This is a genomic window from Desulfovibrio oxyclinae DSM 11498, from assembly GCF_000375485.1.
GTDB classification, from domain to species: domain Bacteria; phylum Desulfobacterota; class Desulfovibrionia; order Desulfovibrionales; family Desulfovibrionaceae; genus Pseudodesulfovibrio; species Pseudodesulfovibrio oxyclinae.
In genome coordinates this window covers 388,232-410,995 of record NZ_AQXE01000001.1, presented here as the reverse complement: position 1 = coordinate 410,995, position 22,764 = coordinate 388,232, and the positions used below count along the sequence as shown (strand labels likewise).

Annotated in this window: 22 protein-coding genes; 12 read left to right on the top strand and 10 right to left on the bottom strand. The window is 57.6% G+C overall.

Annotation, left to right across the window (positions count from 1 at the left end):
* Positions 1–80 precede the first annotated feature (80 nt).
* The 7 genes from pyrH (at position 81) to tsaB (ending at position 6,032) form a co-directional block, all read left to right on the top strand.
* On the top strand, positions 81–803 hold the full coding sequence (gene pyrH, locus B149_RS0102145; protein ID WP_018123513.1) for a UMP kinase: 723 nt from the start codon (positions 81–83) through the stop codon (positions 801–803).
* Between the two features lies 1 nt (position 804).
* Positions 805–1,359, top strand: coding sequence for a ribosome recycling factor (gene frr, locus B149_RS0102140; protein ID WP_018123512.1), 555 nt, complete (start codon positions 805–807; stop codon positions 1,357–1,359).
* Between the two features lie 7 nt (positions 1,360–1,366).
* Entirely contained in the window at positions 1,367–2,089 is a 723-nt protein-coding gene (locus B149_RS0102135) for an undecaprenyl pyrophosphate synthase (protein ID WP_018123511.1), read from the top strand.
* Positions 2,090–2,161: 72 nt separating this feature from the next.
* Entirely contained in the window at positions 2,162–2,968 is an 807-nt protein-coding gene (locus tag B149_RS0102130; RefSeq protein WP_018123510.1) for a phosphatidate cytidylyltransferase, read from the top strand.
* Positions 2,969–2,986: 18 nt separating this feature from the next.
* Positions 2,987–4,189, top strand: a complete 1,203-nt coding sequence (locus B149_RS0102125) for a 1-deoxy-D-xylulose-5-phosphate reductoisomerase (RefSeq protein ID WP_018123509.1) — start codon at positions 2,987–2,989, stop codon at positions 4,187–4,189.
* A 33-nt stretch (positions 4,190–4,222) separates the two neighbouring features.
* Positions 4,223–5,287 carry an RIP metalloprotease RseP gene (rseP, locus tag B149_RS0102120; protein ID WP_018123508.1) on the top strand — a complete coding sequence of 355 codons (1,065 nt, stop codon included), beginning with the start codon at positions 4,223–4,225 and terminating at the stop codon, positions 5,285–5,287.
* A complete protein-coding gene (tsaB, locus tag B149_RS0102115; RefSeq protein ID WP_018123507.1) occupies positions 5,262–6,032 on the top strand; it encodes a tRNA (adenosine(37)-N6)-threonylcarbamoyltransferase complex dimerization subunit type 1 TsaB in 771 nt (256 codons plus the stop codon). Before rseP ends, tsaB begins: the two co-directional genes overlap by 26 nt.
* 16 nt (positions 6,033–6,048) lie before the next feature.
* Here tsaB and dnaA read toward each other — a convergent pair whose 3' ends face one another.
* Together dnaA and thyX are read right to left on the bottom strand one after the other, a co-directional pair.
* Positions 6,049–7,383 (bottom strand): chromosomal replication initiator protein DnaA, encoded by a 1,335-nt coding sequence (gene dnaA / locus B149_RS0102110; protein ID WP_018123506.1) that lies wholly within the window; start codon positions 7,381–7,383, stop codon positions 6,049–6,051.
* Positions 7,384–7,962: 579 nt separating this feature from the next.
* Positions 7,963–8,703, bottom strand: coding sequence for an FAD-dependent thymidylate synthase (gene thyX, locus B149_RS0102105; RefSeq protein ID WP_026167395.1), 741 nt, complete (start codon positions 8,701–8,703; stop codon positions 7,963–7,965).
* Between the two features lie 150 nt (positions 8,704–8,853).
* Here thyX and B149_RS0102100 point away from each other — a divergent pair, with 150 nt between their 5' ends.
* On the top strand, positions 8,854–9,294 hold the full coding sequence (locus tag B149_RS0102100; protein WP_018123504.1) for a DUF2721 domain-containing protein: 441 nt from the start codon (positions 8,854–8,856) through the stop codon (positions 9,292–9,294).
* 1 nt (position 9,295) lies between these two features.
* Here B149_RS0102100 and B149_RS0102095 read toward each other — a convergent pair whose 3' ends face one another.
* Positions 9,296–9,820, bottom strand: coding sequence for a hypothetical protein (locus tag B149_RS0102095; protein WP_018123503.1), 525 nt, complete (start codon positions 9,818–9,820; stop codon positions 9,296–9,298).
* Between the two features lie 71 nt (positions 9,821–9,891).
* On the opposite strand from B149_RS0102095, the gene B149_RS0102090 reads away from it, so the two are divergent.
* The 4 genes from B149_RS0102090 to B149_RS0102075 all read left to right on the top strand — a co-directional run bounded on the left by B149_RS0102090 (position 9,892) and on the right by B149_RS0102075 (position 15,805).
* Positions 9,892–10,860 carry a zinc dependent phospholipase C family protein gene (locus B149_RS0102090; RefSeq protein ID WP_018123502.1) on the top strand — a complete coding sequence of 323 codons (969 nt, stop codon included), beginning with the start codon at positions 9,892–9,894 and terminating at the stop codon, positions 10,858–10,860.
* Between the two features lie 83 nt (positions 10,861–10,943).
* Entirely contained in the window at positions 10,944–11,765 is an 822-nt protein-coding gene (locus B149_RS0102085; protein ID WP_018123501.1) for an AsmA family protein, read from the top strand.
* A gap of 373 nt (positions 11,766–12,138) precedes the next feature.
* Positions 12,139–13,554 carry a biotin carboxylase N-terminal domain-containing protein gene (locus B149_RS0102080; protein ID WP_018123500.1) on the top strand — a complete coding sequence of 472 codons (1,416 nt, stop codon included), beginning with the start codon at positions 12,139–12,141 and terminating at the stop codon, positions 13,552–13,554.
* Between the two features lie 4 nt (positions 13,555–13,558).
* Positions 13,559–15,805, top strand: a complete 2,247-nt coding sequence (locus B149_RS0102075; RefSeq protein ID WP_018123499.1) for a carboxyl transferase domain-containing protein — start codon at positions 13,559–13,561, stop codon at positions 15,803–15,805.
* A gap of 139 nt (positions 15,806–15,944) precedes the next feature.
* Here the strand turns inward: B149_RS0102075 and B149_RS0102070 are convergent, their stop codons facing one another.
* From B149_RS0102070 to B149_RS0102040, 7 genes are all read right to left on the bottom strand, one after another.
* Entirely contained in the window at positions 15,945–16,841 is an 897-nt protein-coding gene (locus B149_RS0102070) for a YitT family protein (RefSeq protein ID WP_018123498.1), read from the bottom strand.
* Positions 16,810–17,634 (bottom strand): putative beta-lysine N-acetyltransferase, encoded by an 825-nt coding sequence (gene ablB / locus B149_RS0102065; RefSeq protein ID WP_018123497.1) that lies wholly within the window; start codon positions 17,632–17,634, stop codon positions 16,810–16,812. The genes B149_RS0102070 and ablB overlap by 32 nt, the downstream gene beginning before the upstream one ends.
* Positions 17,635–17,641: 7 nt before the next feature.
* Positions 17,642–18,955 (bottom strand): lysine 2,3-aminomutase, encoded by a 1,314-nt coding sequence (kamA, locus tag B149_RS0102060; RefSeq protein WP_018123496.1) that lies wholly within the window; start codon positions 18,953–18,955, stop codon positions 17,642–17,644.
* A 14-nt stretch (positions 18,956–18,969) separates the two neighbouring features.
* Entirely contained in the window at positions 18,970–19,707 is a 738-nt protein-coding gene (locus tag B149_RS0102055) for an amino acid ABC transporter ATP-binding protein (protein WP_018123495.1), read from the bottom strand.
* Positions 19,708–19,716: 9 nt separating this feature from the next.
* Positions 19,717–20,373, bottom strand: coding sequence for an amino acid ABC transporter permease (locus tag B149_RS0102050; protein ID WP_018123494.1), 657 nt, complete (start codon positions 20,371–20,373; stop codon positions 19,717–19,719).
* A gap of 83 nt (positions 20,374–20,456) precedes the next feature.
* On the bottom strand, positions 20,457–21,242 hold the full coding sequence (locus tag B149_RS0102045) for an ABC transporter substrate-binding protein (RefSeq protein WP_018123493.1): 786 nt from the start codon (positions 21,240–21,242) through the stop codon (positions 20,457–20,459).
* 306 nt (positions 21,243–21,548) lie between these two features.
* Complete coding sequence (locus tag B149_RS0102040) at positions 21,549–22,757, bottom strand: PAS domain S-box protein (protein WP_018123492.1); 1,209 nt, start codon at positions 22,755–22,757, stop codon at positions 21,549–21,551.
* Between the last annotated feature and the right edge of the window lie 7 nt (positions 22,758–22,764).

The following is a 22,764-nucleotide window of genomic DNA, read 5'->3' as shown; positions in this document are numbered from 1 at the left end:
CAAAAACGGGCCGCACGGCCCGTTTTTTTTGGGCGGGGTACGTCCCCATGGTCACAACCTATTGACAGAATGAGGAGAATATGGACAAAGTGCGGTTTTCGCGGGTACTCATCAAGCTCAGTGGCGAAGCCCTCGCGGGCGATCAGCAGTTCGGAATCGATCCGGAGGCTATCGACAGATTCAGCAAGGAAATCGCTTCTGTAGTAAGCGCCGGGGTCCAGGTCGTTCTGGTCATCGGCGGAGGTAACATTTTCAGGGGTGTCGCGGGCAGCGCCAAAGGCATGGATCGCGCTCAGGCCGATTACATGGGGATGCTGGCCACCGTCATGAACGGACTTGCCGTTCAGGACTCGCTTGAGAAAAATGAATGCGACACCCGCGTGATGACCGCCTTCACCATGAAGGAAGTGGCCGAGCCGTATATTCGCAGGCGGGCCGTTCGCCATCTGGAAAAGGGCCGTGTCGTCATCTGCGCCGCAGGCACCGGCAACCCGTATTTCACAACGGACTCCGCCGCCGCGCTGCGTGCGCTGGAACTCAAGTGCGATGCCATTTTGAAAGCCACCAAGGTGGACGGGGTTTACGACAAAGACCCCGCAAAATTCGACGATGCCGTCAAGTACGAGAACGTCACCTACCTTGAGGCACTGGAAAAAAGGCTCGGAGTCATGGACTCCACCGCCATTTCCATGGCACGCGACAATGAACTGCCCATCGTTGTCTTCGACCTTTTCAAGAAAGGCAACATGAAGCGTGTGGCAGAAGGCGAAAACATCGGTACCACCGTTCAAGGAGGAGACTAGGATGAAAACGGTTCTGGAAGACGGCAAGAAACGCATGGGTGCAACCATCTCCAACCTGGAGAATGACTTTGCCAAGCTGCGCACCGGACGCGCGAGCACCTCTCTGGTGGACGAGCTGACCGTGGAATACTACGGCGCTCCGACCCCGCTCAACCAGCTCGCTTCGGTCTCCGTTCCCGATGCCCGGACCCTTACTATCCAGCCCTGGGACAAAGGCGCTTTCTCTGACGTGGAAAAGGCCATCCAGAAATCCGACCTGGGCCTGAATCCCGTGAACGACGGCAAGATCATCCGCATCTCCATTCCGCCGCTCACCGAAGAACGCCGCAAGGAACTGGTCAAGGTTGCCAAAAAGTACACCGAAGACTCCAAGGTCGCCATCCGCAACGTCCGCCGCGACCTGAACGACCAGCTCAAGAAGCTTGAAAAGGACAAGGAAATCTCCGAGGACGACCTGCGCAAAGGGCAGGACGACGTCCAGTCCCTGACCGATGACTTCGTGAAGAAGTGCGACGCACTGCTCGAAGCCAAGGAAAAGGAAATCATGGAGATATAGGGACCGCATGTCCTCCGACTTCATCATTCCCGCTCATATCGCCGTCATCATGGACGGCAACGGAAGATGGGCGAAAAAGCGCGGGCTGTCCCGGAGCAAAGGCCACAAGGCCGGTACCGAGGCGGCCCGCGCCATAGTACGGCACTGCCGCGAGATTGGCGTCCGCCACCTCACCCTGTACACCTTTTCCCGCGAGAACTGGTCCCGTCCCAAAGAAGAAATCAGCACCATCTTCGACTTGTTGGTCAACTTTCTTAACAGGGAGCTCGGCCAGCTTGTCGAGCAGGACATCAGACTCAAGGTGCTCGGAGACATCAAGGGACTGCCCATGGCTTCCAGAAAGGCACTGGAACACGCCATGAAGAAAAGCGCCGACTGCACCAGTCTGACGGTGAACCTCGCGCTGAACTATTCGAGCCGGGACGAAATTCTGAGCGCCTGCAAAAGTATGGTCCGCGACGGATTGAGCCCCGACGACATCACCGAAGAAGCCATGGCCGCCCGGCTCTACACCGCAGGCCAGCCCGATCCGGATCTGATCATCCGCACCAGCGGTGAGCTTCGCCTTTCCAATTACCTGCTCTGGCAGGCTGCCTACAGCGAATTCTACTTTACCGACGTATTCTGGCCCGACTTCACCCCCGAAGAGCTGGACAAGGCTTTGGAGCACTACTCCGGACGCCAACGACGCTTCGGGAAAACCGGCGAACAGATCGAGAGCCAATCCTGATCCACTTTGGTTGCCCGCAGCCTCCCAATCGGGTAACACTAGGCGGAAGACCTACAATCACGCACGAAATACATGGAAAGCACGCATAAAAAACGGATCGCCACAGGACTGGCGCTGGCACTCATTCCCGCTCTCGGCATTCTGCTCGGAGGCTGGGTTCTCTTTCTGGCGCTGACGATATTCGGCGCTCTGGCTTTCATGGAATATCTGGACATGTTCCGGCCCATGCGCGACGCCGGGGCCTACAAGCTTCTTGCATGCGCCTTCACTCTGCTGCTGCTCCTGAGCTTTCACGTGGCCCCAAACAGCCAGTGGACCGCAATGGCTCTCATCGGTGCCTTCTGGGCCGCCGCCATGACTTTTCTGTTCAGCTATGGCCGTCATCCCGAAGAGGTCAAACCGCGCGAACCGCTCATTTTTCTGCTCGGCATGGCCTACATCCCGCTGAACCTGCATTTCTTCCTGCAATTCAACAGGTTTGAATGTGCACTGGTCATCCTTGCGGCCGCCATCTCCGATACGGCGGCATTCTACACGGGATCCATGTTCGGCAAGCGCAAGATATGGCCCACCGTCAGCCCCAAAAAATCCTGGGCAGGAAGCCTCGGCGGTCTCGGTGCGTGCATCCTCGTGACAACCTCCTACGGCCTGTCTTTCGGGAATGCGCCCATTTGGGCATGGGTGCTGCTTGGCGCGGCACTGAATGTCGCCGCCCAGCTTGGTGACTTCTTCGAGTCCGCGCTCAAGCGCACGCTCGGCGTCAAGGATTCGGGGGCGATCCTCCCCGGACACGGCGGCCTGCTCGACCGCATCGACAGCCTGCTGTTCGTCCTGCCGGTCTACGGTCTGGCCAGAATGCTGCTCCCCTTCTTCAACTAAGGCCTCAGGACTATCCACGTGCACACCTATATTTCCCAGTGGCCCTCAGACGCCCAGCTTCCGGCAACACCCCGCAAACTCTGCATTCTCGGTTCCACCGGCTCCATCGGTGTGAGCGCGCTGGACGTAGTGCGCAAGCATCCCGATCGTTTCGACGTCAAAGTGCTCGCCGGCGCGACCAATGCTGCCAAACTTGCCGAACAAGCCGCGGAATTTCGTCCGCCCTTTCTCGCCGTTATCGACGCTCCCACTGCGGATGAACTGAAGAAAATGCTGCCTTCCGGGTACGAACCGCAGATTCTCAGCGGGCCGGAAGCATACCGAGAACTGGCGGCACTCTCCGAAGTCGATCTCGTGCTCTCCACCATCGTCGGAGCGGCAGGGTTTCGTCCGACCCTCGAAGCCGCCCGCGCCGGGAAGATGATCGCGCTGGCCAACAAGGAATCTCTTGTTCTCGGCGGGCATATCATTCGACAGGCGTGCCGCGAATCCGGTGCCCTGATTCTGCCGGTGGACTCCGAACACAACGCACTTTTTCAAGGTCTGCTGGGCCACGGCGACAGCCGCGAGATAAGCCGGTTGATCCTCACGGCCTCCGGCGGCCCTTTTCGCGGCAAAAGCCGGGCTGAATTGGAGAAGGTTACGCTGGCACAGGCTCTCGACCACCCCAACTGGGACATGGGCGCCAAGATCACCATCGACAGTTCGACGCTTATGAACAAAGGGCTTGAGGTCATAGAAGCCTGTCACCTCTATGGCCTACCAGCGGAACAGGTGGACGTGGTGGTCCACCCGCAAAGCATTGTTCATTCGCTGGTGGAATACGTTGACGGCTCGCAACTGGCTCACATGGGCCTGCCGGACATGCGCGTTCCGATTGCTCACTGCCTGTGCTTCCCCGACCGGGTTCCCCTTGAGCTTCCGAGCCTGAACCTCGCCGACGTGGGCAGCCTCGACTTCGAAAAACCGGATTTCGACGCCTTCCCCTGCCTGAAACTGGCCTTTGACGCATTCGCGGCAGGAGAAAGCCATCCCATCGTTCTCAACGCCGCCAATGAAGTGGCGGTTTCCCTTTTCCTGAACGAACGAATCAGCTATCTGGACATTCCTTCGCTCATCGAGCGTTCGCTCGAAGCGCACGAGCCCGTGGACGTGTCCACCCCCGAGGCGGCACTCGGGCTCGACGAGGAAATCCGCAAGAAACTCCTCGCCCGGGACTAGCCCCCGGCTTACGAAACGGCTATCATTACTATTATGGCAACCAGTTTCATAGCAGTCATCGTCATTCTAGGCGGCCTGATCTTCTTTCACGAACTCGGCCACTTTCTCACCGCCCGCCTTTTCGGCATGGGCGTGAAGACCTTTTCGCTTGGCTTCGGCCCCAAGCTGTTCGGCTTTCGTAAAGGGCTGACCGAATACAAACTCTCCGCCCTGCCGCTTGGCGGCTACGTGCAGCTTGCGGGTGAATCCGAGGAAGAAGAGGATGAAGAGGAGTTTCCCGAGGAAACCCTTTTTGGAGAACGCCCCGCGTGGCAACGGATCCTCGTGGTCGGAGCCGGGCCGTTTTTCAACTTCGTACTGGCATTCCTGATTTTCTGGGCCCTGCTTCTCGCAAAAGGCGAACCTGCGATGGCCCCTGTCATCGGACAGGTCATGGACGACACGCCCGCCAAGGTCGCCGGTCTGGAGGCAGGTGACCGCGTACTTTCCATCAACGGCAATGAAATCCGCACGTGGGACGAGTTGCCCGGTCATATCCGCGAAACCGGTGTGAAACCCGTTACGCTCACGGTCGAACGCGAAGGCGAACAGCTTCAGTTCACCATGACCCCGAAGGTCCGGACCATCAAGACCATGTTCGGCGAAGAGGTCAGCGTACCGCTTGTGGGCGTTGCCGCGGCCGGTGAGCAGATGTACCTCCCGGTGGAAGGAACCGGTGCCATACAGGCCGCCGAGATCACATGGGACCAGATGAACCTCGTGGTCACCAGCTTCGTGAAGCTTGTGGAGCGGATTCTGCCCGCGGAGACCATTGGCGGTCCCATCTTCCTCGTTCAGGCAGTGCACGAAGGCACCAAGGCCGGGCTGGAATATCTGCTCTACCTGACGGCCTTCATCAGCATCAACCTCGGCATCATCAACCTGCTGCCCATTCCCGTCCTGGACGGCGGACACATCGTGTATTTCATTCTGGAGATCATCAAAGGCAAGCCCGTTGATGAGCGCTGGCGCGCCGCAGCGACCCGGGTGGGGCTGCTTCTCCTGCTGACCCTCATGGCTTTCGCGATATTCAATGACATCCGCAGACTGCTCTCATAATCTCAAGGGCCACATCCTCGTCCTCAACGGGTGCGAGGAACGCCTTCAGCTGGCCATTGGAAAGGTCGAAGAAAGCGGTACCACCCTTCTGGCTTCTCAGGAGTGGACGGTGCCCGGACGCTCCGTGGGCTTCATCGCCCCGTCCATCGATTCCATGCTCAAAGGGCTGGAACTGACTCCGGACAACATCACGGGAGTAGCCTGCGTGCGGGGACCGGGAAGCTTCACAGGCCTGCGGCTCACCATCGCCGCGGCAGCCGGATTCGCCGCAGGCAATGCCCTGCCTGTTGCTGGTCTGAAACTGCTTCCACTGATCGCGGCCCCCCTCTCCCCCATCCTGACGGGGACGCTTTACGTAACGACCTATGCCCGCCGGGGTCAGGTGTATCTGCAAAGCTTCGACAACGGACAGCCCATCGCGCCTGTTGCAGCCTGCAGGGCTACGGAGGCGGCGGCTCTCATCGCATCTTCCGGTCCGGCGCATGTATGCGGAAGCGGTGTCAGGAAAAACCCGGAGGTTTTCGAGCAGCTTTCACAGGAAGGCATCTCGATTCTACCCCCTGTCCACGACACCCCTACAGGGCATTCCATGCTTGAAGCGTCAGCAAAAGCACTCTTCTCCACCAAAGACATAGCCCCCCTCTACATCCGTGAATCCGATGCCGAGGAGAACCTCGAAATCATCGCGACAAAACGCGGCATGGACCCGGATCAGGCACGCAAGCGCCTTCACCGTTACGAGTAGAGAGGGGCCTTTCAGCCTAGTTGGTCAGGGTGGTGACCGCCTTTTCGATCTGGCGGCCCAGAGGGGTCTGGACGGATATTTCGCGTTCAACGTTGGTGATACCTTTAAGCACCGTGGAGTGCCTGCGCCCAAGACGTTCGCCGATGTCCTTGAGAGACATTTCGGTGTGTTTTCGGGCAAGGTAGAACGCGGTGTTGCGCGCGGTCACGATCTGGCGCTTCCTGCTGCGGGATTTGAGCTGCAGGTCGGACAAACCGTAGTAGCGGCACACGAAATTGATGATGGAATCATAGTCCGGGGACGGATTCTCAATAGCGTAGTTTTCGAGAACTTCCCAGGCCATGTCGGTGCTCACGCCGGTGTTGAGCAGGCGAGCCTTGAACACGAGGTTGTTCAGCGCACTCTCAAGCTGGCGGATGTCGGACACGATGCGCTCGGCAAGCAACTCGGAGACATCGTCCGGCACCTGCACGCTCATCTTGCGGGCCTTGTGCTCAACGATGCGGCGGCGGGTCTCGAAGTCGGGCTTGTCGATGGAGGCCACGAATCCTGAAGTGAACCGGGAAAGCAGCTGATCGTCGATATTGCTCATCTCCCGGGGACGGAAGGAGCTGGTAAGCACCACTTTGCAACCACGCTCGCGAAGCGCCTTGACGGTGCCGAGCAGCTCGTTCTGCATCTTCTCCTTATTCTGGAAGAAATGCACGTCCTCAAGCAACAGCACGTCGGCCTTTTCGCGGAAACGGGCCTTGAACTCGTCCATGCGCTTGGCGCGCAGAGCGAGAACGAGTCGGTTGGCGAACTCTTCACCCGACAGGCAGGCGATGTTCACGGATTTCTTGTTGGAGACCTCGCAAAGACGCCTGCCTATGGACTGAAGCAGGTGGGTCTTGCCAAGGCCGGGACCGGAATGCAGGAAAAGATTCTCAGCGTCGAACGAGGTGTCGCACAGGGTCTGGCTGGCGGCACAGGCAAGCTGGTTGGATGGTCCGGTTACGAATTCGTCGAAGGAAAAACGCCAATTGTGCGCCTGAGTCTTTTTCGTCTCCGGCACGTGCACAATGGGAAGACCGAGCTGCTTGGGCTTGGTCTCGGCTTTGGGCTTATCCGCTTTCTTGCGGACCAGAACCTCCACGTCGGCTTCATCGCCGAGCACATCGACGGCAGCAATCCGGACATCCTTCATCAGCTTGTCACGCACCCAGTTGGCCACGAAGGCGTTGGGAGCGGTCAGGCTCAGCTTCTTGCCCTCCACTTCGCAGGACAGAGGCTTCACCCATAGCTCATATACGCTCGGAGCGAGGTTCTTTTCGAGATTGTGAAGGATTTGATTGCACGCAGTCTTCATCATGGAGATGGTTAATAGGCTAGACACCATGTTCGGGCAATCACAGTGAGCATCGCCCAGCACTGGAACGGAAAAAGATTATCTACAGCTGGGGCCATAAAATCAAACCATTGAAATAAATAAATAAAAGTACTCAACCCTTGTGGCTCAAGGCTTTTGTGACAACCCCGTGAAACGCCCTGAGCGCAAGGGTTTTCGCAATTGAACGGGAAAAAACCCTAACCGCCTCTCACAGTGTTGGGAGATTTTTTCCACAGGGGTAAAATTGATTTTCTTCGAATTTCTCACTCTCAGATTCTTTTTCTCATAGCACGAAAACTTTTTATGGACACAACCCCCTTGACAGCCAATTTTCTAAAATATTTTTAAATCCATAACTACTCGTAATAAAACACTTAATCTTTTTTCACGATTGGATTCCTATCTACGGCACAGAAACTCTAAACCCTTAAACTGTCTACATTCCATGTTCAAACCTGTTTCTTACTGCAAATTTCAACAACCTGCCCTGATTTGAACCGCCATAAAAAAGCGGCTCTCCCGTATGGGAAAGCCGCAATGCGCGCATTCAAAGGAAACTCACTAAGCCTTGTTCAGCAACTCTGCCCGAGTTGGATACCGGCCGCAGGCAAAGCGCTCGGACTCAGGGCAATAGCCAAGCTGTTCACACCGGGCGCCAGCCGCGTCGAAGATGGCGGGGAGCGCCTTCCGGCATTCACGCAGCATGGCGTCGGCCACCTTGCGGACCTCCCACTGCGCCCGAGTGCAGCAGCGAAGGTTGAAGAAGTGCAGCAGGGAACGGCAATTCATGGTGATCACGATCTTTGTTTCGGCAGCCTGAGGCAATACGAAACGCGCATCCTCGTTAGCCTTGGACTCGCGCCCATGTTCGACCAGAATATCGCGAAGATCGCCATACGCTTCAGAGACGTCCTCCATGAACTTCTCGAACCGGGCCTTGGCTTCTGGAATCTTCTCGATGGCGGGCGGAATCACGTAATCCATGGTATCCGTCACGTATCGCTGGCTCTGCTGAGAATACGAAGCAATGCGATGCCGCACTATCTGATGTGAACAGGCACGGGAGATCCCTTCCACCGCAAAGGTGAAGCTGACGTGCTCCACCGGGCTGTCATGGCCGGATTCCAGCACGGAACTCACAAACTGCGCCTGCTTCTCACGCTCAATTTCACCGGCAAGCAGCTTGGGCCACATGTCGGCCACGAACCCGGCGTGGTAACATTGGCGGAAAGAGGCATATATTAATGATAATGGGTCAGGCGTGTGCGACAGTAACTCCACACGCAACGGTTTCTGGGGCATTTACGACCTCACTTGGTATTTGTATCCGCGTCCAATACACCGAAAAGCCCCTGCCCGTCACCCCCCCACAGCCGGGCCTGAAAAACAGACATGGTTCAGAGGCTCTTTATTTCTTGACGAACAAGCGGGCCGGGCATAACTACCTCGGCCATGGACATTACGACACTCATTCCGATTCTTCAGGCTTCCATAGCACCCTTCGTGCTCATCTCCGGCATCGGCCTGCTGGTACTCTCCATGACAAACCGCATCGGCCGCCCCACGGACCTCATCCGAAAGCTGCTGGCCGAAATGGACAGAGCCGAAGGTGAAGACCGCGACTTCCTCAAAAGCCAGATCACGGTCCTGCGACGTCGCTGCACGATTCTACGCCGCGCCATCGCACTGGCCCTGCTCGCCATCAGCCTCATCTGCGCCGTAACACTGCTTCTTTTCGCGGAACAGATCTTCGGCCTTGGCCTGACCACCCTTGTGGAGATATGCTTCATCGGCGGCCTGATTGCGATCATCATGTCCCTGTTCTGGTTGCTTGAAGACATGCGCATCACCCTGCGCTCGCTGGATATCGAAATCGAGCGTCACCAGAACTAGGCTACCACGCCACCTTTTCCAGCGCATCGTCCAGAAGATCGGCGGGGTCGGCCACGCCCTGCAGGATGAAATGCAGGCTGCCCATGAACAGAGGTTCGTATTTTTCGAGCTTCGAACAAAGGTCCTGCCAGACGGTCTCTTCGTCAGCCGCCTCACCGCGTGCCACCAGCCGCCGCGCCAAGGTATTCGCGTCCGTCATGAGATAAAAGACCTTGCCGCTGCGGTTTATGATTGCCGCCGTTTCAGGATCGTCAAACACGGCGGCATCCACGACCACCACTGCTGAACCACCTTCGCACACCTGTTTCGCGGCTGCGGCGTCCGCCGCATGGGCCACGGGCAGTTCCAGCTTTTCCCCCATCAATCCGGCCAGTTCACGTCGTCCTGAACCGGGGAGTCCCACGAGGAAATGGCGGGATGAACTCTTCCAGGCCGCATCGTAATCTTCTCGACGCTCGCCCTTGCCGTATACCTTTTTCTCGTCCGGCGCTTCCACTTCGTATTTTTTCTTGATGAAATCGACCATGATGATCCTCCTTGTTCTCTTTGCGACATTTTTTGTAAACAGCTACAGTGCCTACGTAAAGAGGAGTTTGAATGCCCAAAGAAATGCTTCATTTCCAACTGGCTGTTGATGCTGCCGAATCCGGATCAGGCCCCATTGCCGAGGCCGCGCGCTCGCACCCCGAAGCCCTCATGCTCGGCAGCGTCTTTCATGATATATTGTATTATATGCGCAAAAGTCCTGACGAGGACTCGCATGAGAAAGCCACCCGTCTGGCCGGAATGCTGCATGGCAAGGACGGTGCGGACTCCTATGAGCTTCTCAGGGTGCAGGCCGCCCATGTGCAGCGGGTCGGTACCCCGGAAGGCCTTGCGCTTATGGCGGGTATGGCCTCTCATATCTGTCTGGATGCGGCCACGCATCCTTTCATCTGGAGCGTCACCGGCAACTACGACAGCCGGGACCCGAAACGCCGCTCCAAGGCACGTCAACGGCACCGCGCGCTTGAAACACTTCTGGACATGAACTTCGCCCGCACGCCCCGTAGCTCGGATATGGTCGGCAGACTCTCCGCATCGTTTAACTCGGGATTCCATCATACATGGGCCTCGGACACCCTTGCCGGGTGGTGCGGTGTCAGTGGAGAAATGCTTCGCGGCTGGTTCGACGACTGCCTGAAGACCTATGCGCTGATCCAGCGAATGACAGTAGCCCCTCTGCTTCCTCGACTGACATACACGTTTTGGAAACTACTGCCGGACACCGTGCGCGAAGTAACCACCCTGCTCCGCTCACCCCAGTGGCTGCAACAACGCGAAACCGTGTCCGGTGCCGTTGGGTATGTGCATCCGGTAAGCGGACAGGCTCGCATTCACCGCTTTTCCGACCTGTTGGATAAGGCCCGCAAGGACACGCAGAAGTTGTGGAACGCATTGGAACAGGACAGCGCGCTTACGGATCGCATCGGACCAAATCTCGACACTGGTCTACCATCGGACGCGCCGCAGTCACTGGTTCATTTTCGCGATCCGCCGCTCATTCGCCTGCCCGACGAAAAGTAACCCTCTTTTTTTCAAACCCATATTGCCAAGATCATTGGCACGGGCTATGATATCGCAACCAATTCGCAGCAAAAGGAGTCCCCATGAAAAAATTCATCACTTACGGCGCAGCGGGAGCGGTGCTCGCCATCATCGTTCTCGTGGTCCTCGCGATCCTCAACCTCGGCACGCTGATCAAGACCGCCACCGAGGAGTTCGGGCCGAAATTCACCGGAACCGAAGTTCGCCTCGGGTCGGCCGACATCTCCTTCCTTTCGGGCTCCGGCGAGCTGAACGATTTCCTCCTTGGTAATCCCAAGGGCTTCAAAACCGACGAAGCATTCTCGGTGGATACCATCAAGATCAAGGTGAAAAAGGAGTCCCTGACCAAGGACAAGATCATCATTGAAGACGTTGTGATTCTTTCGCCGCACATTACCTATGAAAAGCAGGGCAAGACCGACAACTTCAAGGCCATCATCGCCAACGTGAAGAAGGCTGTGGCCAGCGAAGACAAACAGGAGCCTGCCAAGACGGAAGAAGGCGAAAAGAAACCCTCCAAGGCCATCCAGATCAACCATCTGCTGGTCAAGAACGCCACCGTCACCGTGGGAGGCAATCTGACCAAGATATTCGGTGACAAGGGCGTCTCCATCCCGGTGCCGGACATTGAAATGCGCGACATCGGCAAGGAGAAGCGCACCACCCCCGCGGAAGCGGTACAGCGCATCCTCAGGGAACTCAGCCAGAACGTGAGCGGTTCCGTGAGCGGAGCGGCACAGGAAATCGGCAAGAAGGCGCAGGAAGCGCTCAAGCGCGGCGCCGAAGCCTTCAAGAAGGGTAGCGACGCCCTCAAGAGCGGATCCGAGCAGGGCGGCAACCTCATGAAGGACGCCAAGGAAGGCCTTGAAGGAATGTTCAACTAATTCAAACGTCAGCCGCATGATTCAAGGCCGCTCCCTCCGGAGCGGCCTTTTCATTCGTCACCGGCAAAAAGCTCTTTCCATTCAATTCTCTGTCCTGAGCACCTGTTTTCCAACACTTGTTCACCTTTTGCGGCATCCAGTCCGCTTGACTTTTTCACGTTTTAAAGACATTCCCCACCCCTGCGATTCACAACTGCAACATAGCTCCCTTTCGTCAACGATTTCAGCAGACCCAGTATTTACCGTTTGGAAAAAGTTGAATGAAATGACTGTTTCAAACCACAAAAAAGTTTGCCAGAAGCTTTGATAAGAGCTATCAAATCAAGCTCGTCAATCCCCGAACGGGCATCATGAACCCAATCCCCTTGAGATTATGGAAGACAAGCATAAAGTACTCATAGCCAACAGAGGCGAAATCGCCGTCAGGATCATGCAGGCCTGCAACGACCTGGGAATACCCTGCGTGGCTGTCTACACTGCCGAGGACAAGGATTCCGGCCACGTGGAAATGGCCCGCAAGCTGGGCGGCGACGATGCGGCCTATCGCATTCAGAACTACAACGATGCCGGCGACATTCTCTCCGTCGCCGACAAGGCCGGTGCCACGGCAATCCATCCGGGCTACGGCTTTTTCTCGGAAAACTACCGCTTCGCCCGCCGAGTGACCGAACGCGACAGGCCCATGATCTTCATCGGCCCAAGCTGGCATGTCATTCGCGATCTGGGCGACAAGATCAACACCAAACGCATCGCCAGAAAGCTCGGCGTCCCGACGGTTCCCGGTTCCGACCGCCCCATCTACGACGAGCTGGAAGCCGAGACCATCGCCCAGAGCCTGTTCGATTTTCAGGAAAAGATGGGCGTCAAGCGTCCGGTTGTTCTGGTCAAGGCCTCCGCGGGCGGCGGCGGAATGGGCATCGACGAAGTCGAAGACATGGCCCGCTTCCGCCAGACCTATCGCCGCATTCGCAACTACTCGCTGAGAACCTTCAATGACGAAGGCGTACTCATCGAGCAGCGAATCTTCGACTTCAACCACCTTGAAGTTCAGGTCATCGCGGACCGCGACGGGAAAGACCCGGTCCACTTCGGCACCCGCAACTGCTCCGTGCAGAGCCCGGGATTGCAGAAGCGCATCGAGGTGGCGCCCGGCTTCCGTTCCGCGGACATCGGTTATGCCTTCGACGCGGACAAGGTTCTCGACGACATCGTGCGCCACTCCCTCAGCATCGCCAAGGAAGTCCGCTACGACAACGTCGGAACATGGGAGTGGATCGTCACCCCGGCAGGTGAACCCTTCCTGATGGAAGTCAACACACGGATTCAGGTCGAGAACGGCGTATCCGCCTGTATTGCCGACGTAAACGGCAACGCCGACGTGAACCTCATCCGCGAACAGGTCCGCGTCGGGCTCGGCGAAGCGCTCGGATACTCTCAGGACAACGTCGGCTTTGACGGCGTCGGCATCGAGTACCGAATCATCGCCGAGGACACCGAAAACGGCTTCGCCCCATGGGTGGGCCGCATTGAAAAATTCGACTGGAAGGAGGCCGACTGGGTGGAAATGCACACCCACGTTCCCCGCGACCGGCACTACCAGATTCCCACGGAATACGACCCGAACCTCGCGCTGGCCATCATCTGGGGCGAGGACCTTGAGCACGCCAAGAAACGCGGCGTTGAGTTCCTGAAGAATCTGACCCTTGAAGGTGTCGACGCATCCGGCCAGCCCATGAAGACAAACATCCCCTTCCTGCTCAGGAAGACGGAAAACCTTCTGGAATTCTGATCCGATGAACGCAGAGAAGAAACGCGAGGCGCTGCAGCAGCGCGCCAGTTACGCAAGAGAAATACTCGAAGGCAGGAACCTGCCGGAGCTCGACGCCCTACTGGACAAAATCACCCGCTTCAACGAGCTGAATCCCGGACTGTCCGAGGAAAAGGCCGTGGAAACGCTGGAAGGGTTCGAACGGCGTCTTGGCGCTTTCGAGGAGCTCAACGACGGCAAGCTCACCGCCATGGACAAGGTGCGCATAGTGCGCCATCCACAACGCGTGAGCCTCAAGGATATTCTTGAGAACGTCTACGACAACTACAACGAGATCGGCGGGCAGGACGAGCACTCCATCGACCCCGGCATGGTCATCGCCCGAGCCTACGTCACCAGACGCAAGGGCAAGAAGGTGATCAACCAGCCCGTAATGGTCGTGGGGCAGGAAAAAGGCCACGGCGAGGAGTTCCGCAACGGCGGCTCCATCAAACCGTGGGGCAACTACAAGGCGCTCAAGTACATGGAAGTCGCCGCGCGGGAAAACATCCCCGTGCACGCCTACGTGAACACGCCCGGCTCCTATCCCGTGGAAGACTTCCCCGGAGCGGCCCAGCAGATCGCCGAGAACATCTATGAAATGTGCGGTCTCACCGTCCCGGTGGTCGCCATCTTCTCCGAAGGCGGCTCCGGCGGTGCGGAAGCCATCGGCATGGCCGACAAGCGCCTGATGTTCTCCCACGGTTACTACTCGGTCATCTCGCCCGAAGGCGCCGCCGCCATCGAAGGACGCATTCGCCCGCCCCAGCGCGCAAGCCGCGAACTCATCGAAAAATGCGCCTCCGCCCAGCAGATCACCGCGCAGGACAACCTGCGCAACGGATACATTGACGAGATCATCCAGGAACCGCCGCTGGGCGCCCGTGCGGAAAGCTTCGACTTCTACAAGTCCCTTCGCCAGCGCGTGATTCGCGCCACTGACGAAGTGGCCCTGAGCGTCCGCGGCATCCGCCTGCTTCGCGGATTGGCCATGCGCCTGTATCGCAAGGACCCGGACATCATCGTCCGCTGGGATCTCAGCGAACGCGCCCGGCACCGTCTGGTTCAACGCCGCCACAAGAAGTACCGCCGCATGGCGCAGCACGCATTCAAGGACCAGCGCACCATGCTGGAGAAACTCAGCGCCGCGCGCTCGGGCTTTATATCCAACACCTACTCCGTCATGCGCTACGGCATCGTCAAGCCGTTGCAGGACAGGGTCGCGCGTCTCGTGGACGAAGTCACCGACGAAGTGCACGTGGTCACCGGCAAGCTCACCTCCATCGGAAACCGTGTGAAGGGGCTGGCCGGAATGGGCAAGAGCGGAGACAGTCAAGTTGAGAAAGAGCTTACCGGCCTCTCCGCTCCCGGAAAGCCCGCCGCCATAATCGAGACCACCCGGGAATACATCAGCCCGCAGGCCAAGAGCGACCGAGAGGTCACCTGTCCGCACGCTGCCAAACGCGGCTGCCTCGACATCTGGGCCCGAGACCTGTTCAACGACTACGGCGGCGTCTGCCCGCACTGCGGATACCACTTCCCCATGGAATACCAGTGGTTCCTTGCCAACGTTTTTGATGAAAACTCCATTGTGGAATTCAACGAGAACATCTCGGCAGGCAACCCCACCGGATTCCCCAACTTCGACGAACGCATTGACGCCGCAAAGGAAAAGACCGGCCAGCAGAGCTCCTGCGTGACCTTCCACGCCAAGCTGGAAGGCATGCGCCTGACCTGCGGCATGCTGACCGCCCCCTTCCGTGGCGGTTCCGTGGGCGCGGCCGAGGGTGAAAAACTCATCCGTGCACTGGAACTGGCGCAGAAAAAGCACCAGCCCTTCCTCGCCTACGTGCATGGCACGGCAGGCATCCGCATTCAGGAAGGGGTCAACGGCCTCATCCAGATGCCGCGCGTGACCATGGCGGTCCGCAACTACATCGAGGCAGGTGGCCTGTACATCGTCCTTTACGACACCAACTCATACGCCGGACCGGTGGCCAGCTTCCTCGGCTGCTCGCCCTACCAATACGCCGTGCGTTCCTCGCGCCTCGGCTTTGCGGGTCCCGGCGTCATCAAGGAGACCACCGGCCTCGACATCCCGCCGGACTATCATAACTGCTTCAGGGCGCTCTCCCGCGGCCACATTCAGGGCATCTGGGACCGCCGCGACGCACGGAAGAACCTGCATCAGGCCTTCCTGACCATCGGTGGACGCAACCTGTACTACCGCTAACGCGTCGAAGCCATAAGAAGAAAAGAAAGGGCGATCCCCATGGGGATCGCCCTTATCATTTTGGTCCGGTACCGACTCAGGAGCGGTTCATCGGCAGCCGGACCGCAATGGCTCTTTTGCACACCCTCGACCGGGCGGATCAGTAAATCTTGCGTCGCGAGAAACTGGACCCGAGTACGGAGAAGGTGTTTTCCACGATGAACAGCGCGTTCTGGTCGTTGGAAAAAGTGATTTCCTCAAGTTTCTTGAGCTGCACGTTGTTGACCACGGTCATGAGCACGTTCTTCTCTTTGCGGGTATAGGCACCGAAGCCATAGAGGAACGTAGCGCTCTGCCTCAGTTCGGTCAGGATGCAGTCGCTGATCTCGTTGGCCATGTCCGAAATGATGAACACGACCTTTCTCTGGTTGAACATGGACAGGGTCTGATCCACGGTCATGGCCGTAATGAAGACCATGATGATGGAGGCCACGATGGTATCCAGCGAAACGCGCGCCAGACTGGTGGCAAACAGAATGGAGTTGAAGGTCAGGTAGACCTTCCCGATGCCGATGTTGTAGCGCTGGTAAAGGTAGACTGCCACCACGTCCAGCCCGCCGTTGGAGCCGAGCGAACGCAGCACTATCCCCGCCCCGAAACCGATCATCACCCCCGCCGAAACGCACGCATAGACATGATTCTGCACCGGAATGGGGATATTGATGATCTCGTAGAACGCCGTGGCGGCAAACGTCGCGTAGGCACTATAAAGAAAAAAACGCTTGCTGACCTTCACCCACGCCAAAAGAAAGATGGGGACGCTCAGGATGAAGAACAGCAGGCCCGGGTTGAGCCAGCCCGTCCAGTAGTACATGAGCGAGGACAGACCGAACATGCCGCCGGGGATGAATTCATGCGGGTTGGCAAGGCTCTTGACGCCCCACGAAACAATGGCGGAACCCACTGAGATGAGCAGCAGGTTCCACCATACCGAGTAGGTGTAGTCAAACCGAAAGGTTGGCCCTTTACCGAGCGGAGATCTGCTTGTGCCAGACATTCATGCTCTCCAGCGTACCGCCGATCTGCGTGTTGTTGGGCAAAACCCCTGCGTGTCGATATCCGGCTCGGGCGAAAACGGCGTTCATCCCGAAGCTCCAGGCGCGTGCGATAGTATAGGCGGTACAGTATCCCTCTTCGGCAAGATCACTTTCCATTCGCGCCAGCAGTTTTCCTGCGAGCCCCTTGCCCCGGTTGCCCGGCAGGGTCGCAAAGTCGGTCATTTCCGCGCAAAGCCATGACGGATCCTTTTCCGCCGAAGCAAGCGCCTCGATGCCCCGCTCCGACATGACGCCATAAAACGCCACGTCATCTTCCATGGACTCCCGAATGAAGCCGGGATCGGTGATGGGGAACGGATAGGATTCAAAGACCGCGGCATAGACCTCGGCCATCTTTTCCGCATCCTCCGGTCCCATTCTGCGCACCTCCGAGCAGTCCACAGCCGGAGCCAGCGGCGAGCAGGCCTTGTCCTCGGCCACGTCGAGTACGTCGCAGATGAGCTTTTCATTGCCCGGCACGGCGCGGTCCTTGGCCAGATAGCGGCTCATGAAACAGCCTGCGGATTCACCGCGGTACATGCGCGGCACATAGGCTTCAGTCACGAAACCGCCCGTGCGGAACCACGGCAGGGCTGCGGCCGGAATCTTGGCGAATATCTTGGTGTACCCCATTTCGCTGGCCAGCTCGTCCAGCCGGTCCACGATACCGGGCATATCGGCATCGTCGAGTTTCATGAGGTAGACCCGGTCACTCGCAGGCCCGTGCTGGACCTGCGAGGAACCGATCTTCATTATTGAATCAGGCAACATCGTCACGACGCTCCATGCGTTCGTTGTTCTCCGGAGTCAGGCTGGTGGTATCGTCCCAGTCCGAAAGGAGCTTTTCGATACCGATGGCCTTTTCTTCGGCATCCTCTTCCTTGAGCTGGAGATTGCACTTGGCGCACTCGCGGTCGCAGTAGTTCGCCTCGTAGGACTCCGGTTCGTTGTATGTGGTGATGACACCTTCATAGTTCCTGAGAACCACCTTGTTGGCGCCCCAGGATACCACGTAGTTGGGCATGACGGGGATCTTGCCGCCGCCTCCCGGCGCGTCCACAACGTAGGTGGGCACGGAGAACCCGCTGGTGTGGCCGCGCAGGCTTTCCACGATCTCAATGCCCTTGCCCACCGGCGTACGGAAGTGTGTCAGTCCTTCGGACATGTCACACTGATAGATATAGTACGGGCGCACGCGGTTCTTGACCAGCTTCTGGTTCAGGGTCTTGATCAGACGCTGACAGTCGTTCACGCCGGCCAGCAGCACGGTCTGGTTACCGAGCGGGATACCGGCATCCGCCAGACGCTTGAGAGCACGGCGGGAGGAAGCCGTCAGTTCGCGCGGGTGGTTGAAGTGGGTGTTGATCCACAGCGGATGATGCTTTTTGAGCATTTCCACCAGCTCGTTGGTGATGCGGTAAGGCAACACGACGGGCATACGGGTGCCAATGCGGATCACGTCCACGTGCTCGATTTCGCCGATCTGGGTCAGGATCCAGTCCAGACGCTTGTCGGAGAGCATGAGCGGGTCACCGCCGGAGAGCAGCACGTCGCGCACCTGCGGCGTGTTGCGGATGTATTCAATGCCCTGCTCCAATTCGTCGCGGCAGGGAATGGAGTCCACGTCGCCGACCTTGCGCTTTCTGGTGCAGTGGCGGCAGTACATGGAACAGGTATTACTCACATGCAGCAGCACGCGGTCCGGATACCGGTGCGTGATACCCGGCGCCGGACTGTCCTCGTCCTCGTGCAGAGGATCGGACATGTCGTAGCGGCCGATCTTCAGTTCGTCCGGGGACGGAAAGGACTGGAGGAAAACGGGGTCGTTCTTGTAGTCGTTCGCATCGATGAGCGAGAGATAGTACGGCGTCACGGACATGGGAAACTTGCGCAGCGTTCTTTCGTAGATGCGCTTTTCCTTGTCGCTAAAAGTGATGCCGAGCACGCGCTCAAAATCGTCCGCGTTATTGATGGAATGGCGGATATGCCACTTCCAATCGGTCCAGTCGGACCTGGAAGCGTTCTCACCGAGGTTCTCTGCGAGTTCCTGCTGATGTTTAGTGAATATTTTCATAGTATTTCCTCCTGTTATAAGATTTGGCCCAGGAATTCCCGCGTGCGTTCCTCAACAGGTGCGTCGAAGATCCTTTCCGGGGAATCCTTCTCCAGGATGACGCCTTCTTCCATGAATGCCACGGAGTCCGCCACTTCACGGGCGAATCCCATCTCATGGGTGACGACCATCATGGTCATGCCGTCCTCGGCGAGCTGTCGCATGACGGACAGCACTTCCCCGACCAGTTCGGGGTCGAGCGCCGAGGTGGGTTCGTCGAAGAGCATCACTTCAGGCTCCATGGCCAGTGCGCGGGCGATGGCCACGCGCTGTTTCTGACCGCCCGAGAGGGTTTCGGGATAGACATCTTCCATTTCCGCCATCCCCACCTTATCCAGATAGTAGCGGCCAACTTCCTTGGCCTTCTTTCTGGAGATGCCGCGAACCTGCGTCGGGCCTTCTATGACGTTTCCCAGCACGGTCATGTGCGGGAAAAGATTGAAGTGCTGGAACACCATGCCCACTTTGGCGCGCAAGGCGTTGATGAAACGTTCATCGTCGCGGACCAGCTCTCCGCTGACCTGAATCTGCCCTTCCTGAAAGGTCTCGAGGTGGTTGACGCAGCGAAGCAGCGTACTCTTGCCGGATCCACTGGCGCCGATAACCACGACCACGTCGGACGGGTTCACATCCAGATCGATACCCTTAAGCACATGATTTTCACCGAACCACTTGTTCAGGCCTGATATTTCTATGACCGGAGATTCCTGCATCATATTCTCCTATGCGTTGCTCACATCCAGCTTGGCTTCCATACGGCTGAAGAGCCAGCTGAAGATGGCGGTGTATAAAAGGTAGAACAGCGCCGCGATGAACAGCATTTCCATCATCATGAAGTTGGACGAAGCCAGCTGCTGGGACTTGAGCAACAGCTCGTTGATGGTGATGGTACTGGCCAGCGAGGAATCCTTCAGCGCGATGATGAACTGGTTGCCCAGTGACGGAATGGCGCGTTTGAAAGCCTGCGGCAGCACGATGCGGATCATGGCCTTCGAGTACGGCATTCCGAGACTGCGGGCCGCCTCCATCTGGCCGCCTGAAACCGAGACGATCGCACCGCGGAAGATTTCCGCGATATAGGCGCCGTTGTGAACGCCGAGTGCCAGCACCGCCGAGGTCATGGCGCTCAGTCCCGCAAGGCTGCGAAGTCCGAAGTAGATGAAAAGCAGCTGCAGCAGGAGCGGCGTTCCGCGGATCAGGTAAATATAGGCCCTTGCGGGAAGGTTCAGTATCCGCTTGTCGGATATCCGCAGAAACGATGTTCCGAGTCCGAGTCCCAGCCCCAGCAGGATGCCCAGCGTCGTGACCTTGAGGGTCATCCATGCGGCGGGCAGGAAGTAGGGCAGGTACTTCGGAAGCACGGTGATGTCGAAGTACATGGTTGTTATCCGTGTGTGTCAGGTAGTGTGAGTCGGGTGCGGCCGTAGCCGCACCCGCGCATATCGTCGTAAAGAGGTCGGAACTACTTGGTGGTGATGTCGGTGTTGAGCCACTTGCGGCTGAAGTGCGTCAGGGTGCCGTCCTCATGCATCTCGGCGAGAACTTCGTTGACCTTCTTCAGCAGCGTGTCGTCTTCCTTCTTGAATGCCACGGCAATGTCTTCGCTGCGAAGCGGAGCGCCCAGCAGTTCAATGTCGAATTTGCCGGAGTTCATGGCATTGACGCCCACCACGCGGTCGGTGATGACGGCATCAACAACGCCGCTGGCCAATTCGGTCAGGGTCTGAGTGTCGTCCTTGTACAGCTTCACTTCGCCTGCACCGAGTTTCTCAGCGTCATTCGCGAAGGTGGTGCCGGTCACGACACCGACGATCTTGCCCTTGATATCTTCGGCAGATTCAAACGGGGATCCTTCCTTAACCACCAGCTGCGCGCCGGAGTAATAGTAAGGATCGGAAAAATTCACGACCTTCTGTCGTTCGGGGGTAACCGCCATACTACCCAGGATGCCGTCATAGGCGCCGGAGCGCAGGCCTTCGATGATGCCGCTCCATTCGGTGGTCACTGGGTTGAGCTCCACGCCCATGCGCTTGGCGACTTCCTTGGCCACGTCCACGTCAAATCCGACAAGCTGATTTTCGGTATTGTAGAAGTTGAACGGGGGATATCCGCCGCTCATGGCAAAGCTCACCTCACCCGCCTTTTCGACGCGGCTCAGGGAATCAACCTTTTCTTCGGAACAGCCAACAAGAGAGAGTACAAAAAGAGAGGCCAGCATAGCGGCCAGAAAGCGAAGACGATACTTCATAACAACTCCGGATTATTTAAGGGGTTTCCCTTTTCACCTTTGAATGACCTCTGGACTGAAAATCAAGTCTTTGTCAGCGGTGAACGATATGACCCCTTGGGGAAAGAAGCATGGAGAGTCCGTTCATATGAAAGATGCATTCAAAGCATCTTTCCAAACATCAAATTCTGCATTACGGGCGTTTTTTCACTGCCTATTTCTGCAGAACGGACCCTACGCCCGATGCGTAAACAAAAGAGCAGTATTTGCGGCGACCCACAAGGGGGTACTAGGGGGATACGTCGGGGAGTCGGGTATACCCGATTTTTACATCAGGGAGGGCTTGTGACGGAGGTATCCGGAGAGGGTCGTGCGGCTTCCGCGAAGGCCGAGCTTGCGGCGAATGTTCTTGCGATGGGTCTGGACGGTCTCAAAGGACATATTAAGCAACTCAGCGATTTCCTTACCGCTTTTACCAATCTGCACAAGCTGGCAGACTTCCATCTCGCGTGGAGACAATCGCAGCAGTTCGGCGTCGAGTTCGCCTGAACTATCGCCTGTCATGTCCACGAGTTGCTCTTCGATAACGGATCTATAGCCTTCTCGTATTTCCGGGGCCTTTTCCCGGGCGATTCGCTCCAGCGCTGGCAGTACCTGCTTCTTGACCTGACTGGTGATCTGATCGCGCAGTTCCTGCCGCTCTTCTTCCACACTGCGTATGACCTGACGCAGTGCAATGCCCATTTTTTCAATTTCGGCTTCCTTGTCGCGCAGGTCCTCCCGCAACTCCATCTGTTTGGAGAGATCATGCAGAATGAGCTGGTACAGGCTGTAATCGGAAAACTGAACTTTTCGCAGGATAGCCTCGGCCGGAAAGCTGTCTCCATCGCCATCCACTCCCGCGAGTTTCTCGGTCCATACCTGACGCGCCTTGACGTTCTGCATGGCCTGCTTCAGGTCCGAGCGGTACCGGTTGCCAACCAGATCAAGACAGTCGCGACCGGTCAAGCTGCGCTCTCCCGCACCGTGCTGATCCGCGGCAGCGGCGTTGGCAGCGAGGATAACCCCCTGCTCGTCTATGAGAAATGTCGCATCCTTGGCGGTTTCAAACAGGGCGTTAAAGAGCGTGATGGAATCGGACCAGGCCGAAATATTGTCCTCAAGACGCTCTTCGTAACTTTCGTAAAGCGTTTCCATGGGGCGGTTGTCCGTGGCGATGATGATAAACCCACCGCCCCGCTCCATGCCCAGCCCTATGACACGAAGCACGAAACTCCTGCCGTCACAACAGGATATCTCGTGAATGGTCTGCGGGGGAAAGCGATCAAGCACCTCTTCAAGATTACGCCCCTTGAGAGCCAAAGCCTCCCAGAAGGGAATGCCCGACTCCCCCGAGCGCGGAAGGTAATCCAATCCCTCACCTTCCACCCAGGTGACTATCCCCGATGCATCGGTGAACAGCACAAGGTCTCTCCATGCCTGAACAACGTCGGCAGTGTCTGAAAGAGGTGTAATATTGTAGGTATCTTCAGTCATGGATTCT

What these genes read in the sequence shown, in the direction of transcription:
- ablB (WP_018123497.1), bottom strand. Translation starts at nt 17,634, where the DNA reads ATGAAGATCGGTTCCTCGCAGGTCCAGCACGGGCCTGCGAGTGACCGG.
- B149_RS0102045 (WP_018123493.1), bottom strand. Translation starts at nt 21,242, where the DNA reads ATGAAGTATCGTCTTCGCTTTCTGGCCGCTATGCTGGCCTCTCTTTTT.
- B149_RS0102070 (WP_018123498.1), bottom strand. Translation starts at nt 16,841, where the DNA reads ATGTCTGGCACAAGCAGATCTCCGCTCGGTAAAGGGCCAACCTTTCGG.
- rseP (WP_018123508.1), top strand. Translation starts at nt 4,223, where the DNA reads ATGGCAACCAGTTTCATAGCAGTCATCGTCATTCTAGGCGGCCTGATC.
- tsaB (WP_018123507.1), top strand. Translation starts at nt 5,262, where the DNA reads ATGACATCCGCAGACTGCTCTCATAATCTCAAGGGCCACATCCTCGTC.
- dnaA (WP_018123506.1), bottom strand. Translation starts at nt 7,383, where the DNA reads ATGATGAAGACTGCGTGCAATCAAATCCTTCACAATCTCGAAAAGAAC.
- thyX (WP_026167395.1), bottom strand. Translation starts at nt 8,703, where the DNA reads ATGCCCCAGAAACCGTTGCGTGTGGAGTTACTGTCGCACACGCCTGAC.
- B149_RS0102050 (WP_018123494.1), bottom strand. Translation starts at nt 20,373, where the DNA reads ATGTACTTCGACATCACCGTGCTTCCGAAGTACCTGCCCTACTTCCTG.
- B149_RS0102135 (WP_018123511.1), top strand. Translation starts at nt 1,367, where the DNA reads ATGTCCTCCGACTTCATCATTCCCGCTCATATCGCCGTCATCATGGAC.
- B149_RS0102100 (WP_018123504.1), top strand. Translation starts at nt 8,854, where the DNA reads ATGGACATTACGACACTCATTCCGATTCTTCAGGCTTCCATAGCACCC.
- B149_RS0102055 (WP_018123495.1), bottom strand. Translation starts at nt 19,707, where the DNA reads ATGCAGGAATCTCCGGTCATAGAAATATCAGGCCTGAACAAGTGGTTC.
- frr (WP_018123512.1), top strand. Translation starts at nt 805, where the DNA reads ATGAAAACGGTTCTGGAAGACGGCAAGAAACGCATGGGTGCAACCATC.
- B149_RS0102085 (WP_018123501.1), top strand. Translation starts at nt 10,944, where the DNA reads ATGAAAAAATTCATCACTTACGGCGCAGCGGGAGCGGTGCTCGCCATC.
- B149_RS0102130 (WP_018123510.1), top strand. Translation starts at nt 2,162, where the DNA reads ATGGAAAGCACGCATAAAAAACGGATCGCCACAGGACTGGCGCTGGCA.
- kamA (WP_018123496.1), bottom strand. Translation starts at nt 18,955, where the DNA reads ATGAAAATATTCACTAAACATCAGCAGGAACTCGCAGAGAACCTCGGT.
- pyrH (WP_018123513.1), top strand. Translation starts at nt 81, where the DNA reads ATGGACAAAGTGCGGTTTTCGCGGGTACTCATCAAGCTCAGTGGCGAA.
- B149_RS0102080 (WP_018123500.1), top strand. Translation starts at nt 12,139, where the DNA reads ATGGAAGACAAGCATAAAGTACTCATAGCCAACAGAGGCGAAATCGCC.
- B149_RS0102095 (WP_018123503.1), bottom strand. Translation starts at nt 9,820, where the DNA reads ATGGTCGATTTCATCAAGAAAAAATACGAAGTGGAAGCGCCGGACGAG.
- B149_RS0102075 (WP_018123499.1), top strand. Translation starts at nt 13,559, where the DNA reads ATGAACGCAGAGAAGAAACGCGAGGCGCTGCAGCAGCGCGCCAGTTAC.
- B149_RS0102040 (WP_018123492.1), bottom strand. Translation starts at nt 22,757, where the DNA reads ATGACTGAAGATACCTACAATATTACACCTCTTTCAGACACTGCCGAC.
- B149_RS0102090 (WP_018123502.1), top strand. Translation starts at nt 9,892, where the DNA reads ATGCCCAAAGAAATGCTTCATTTCCAACTGGCTGTTGATGCTGCCGAA.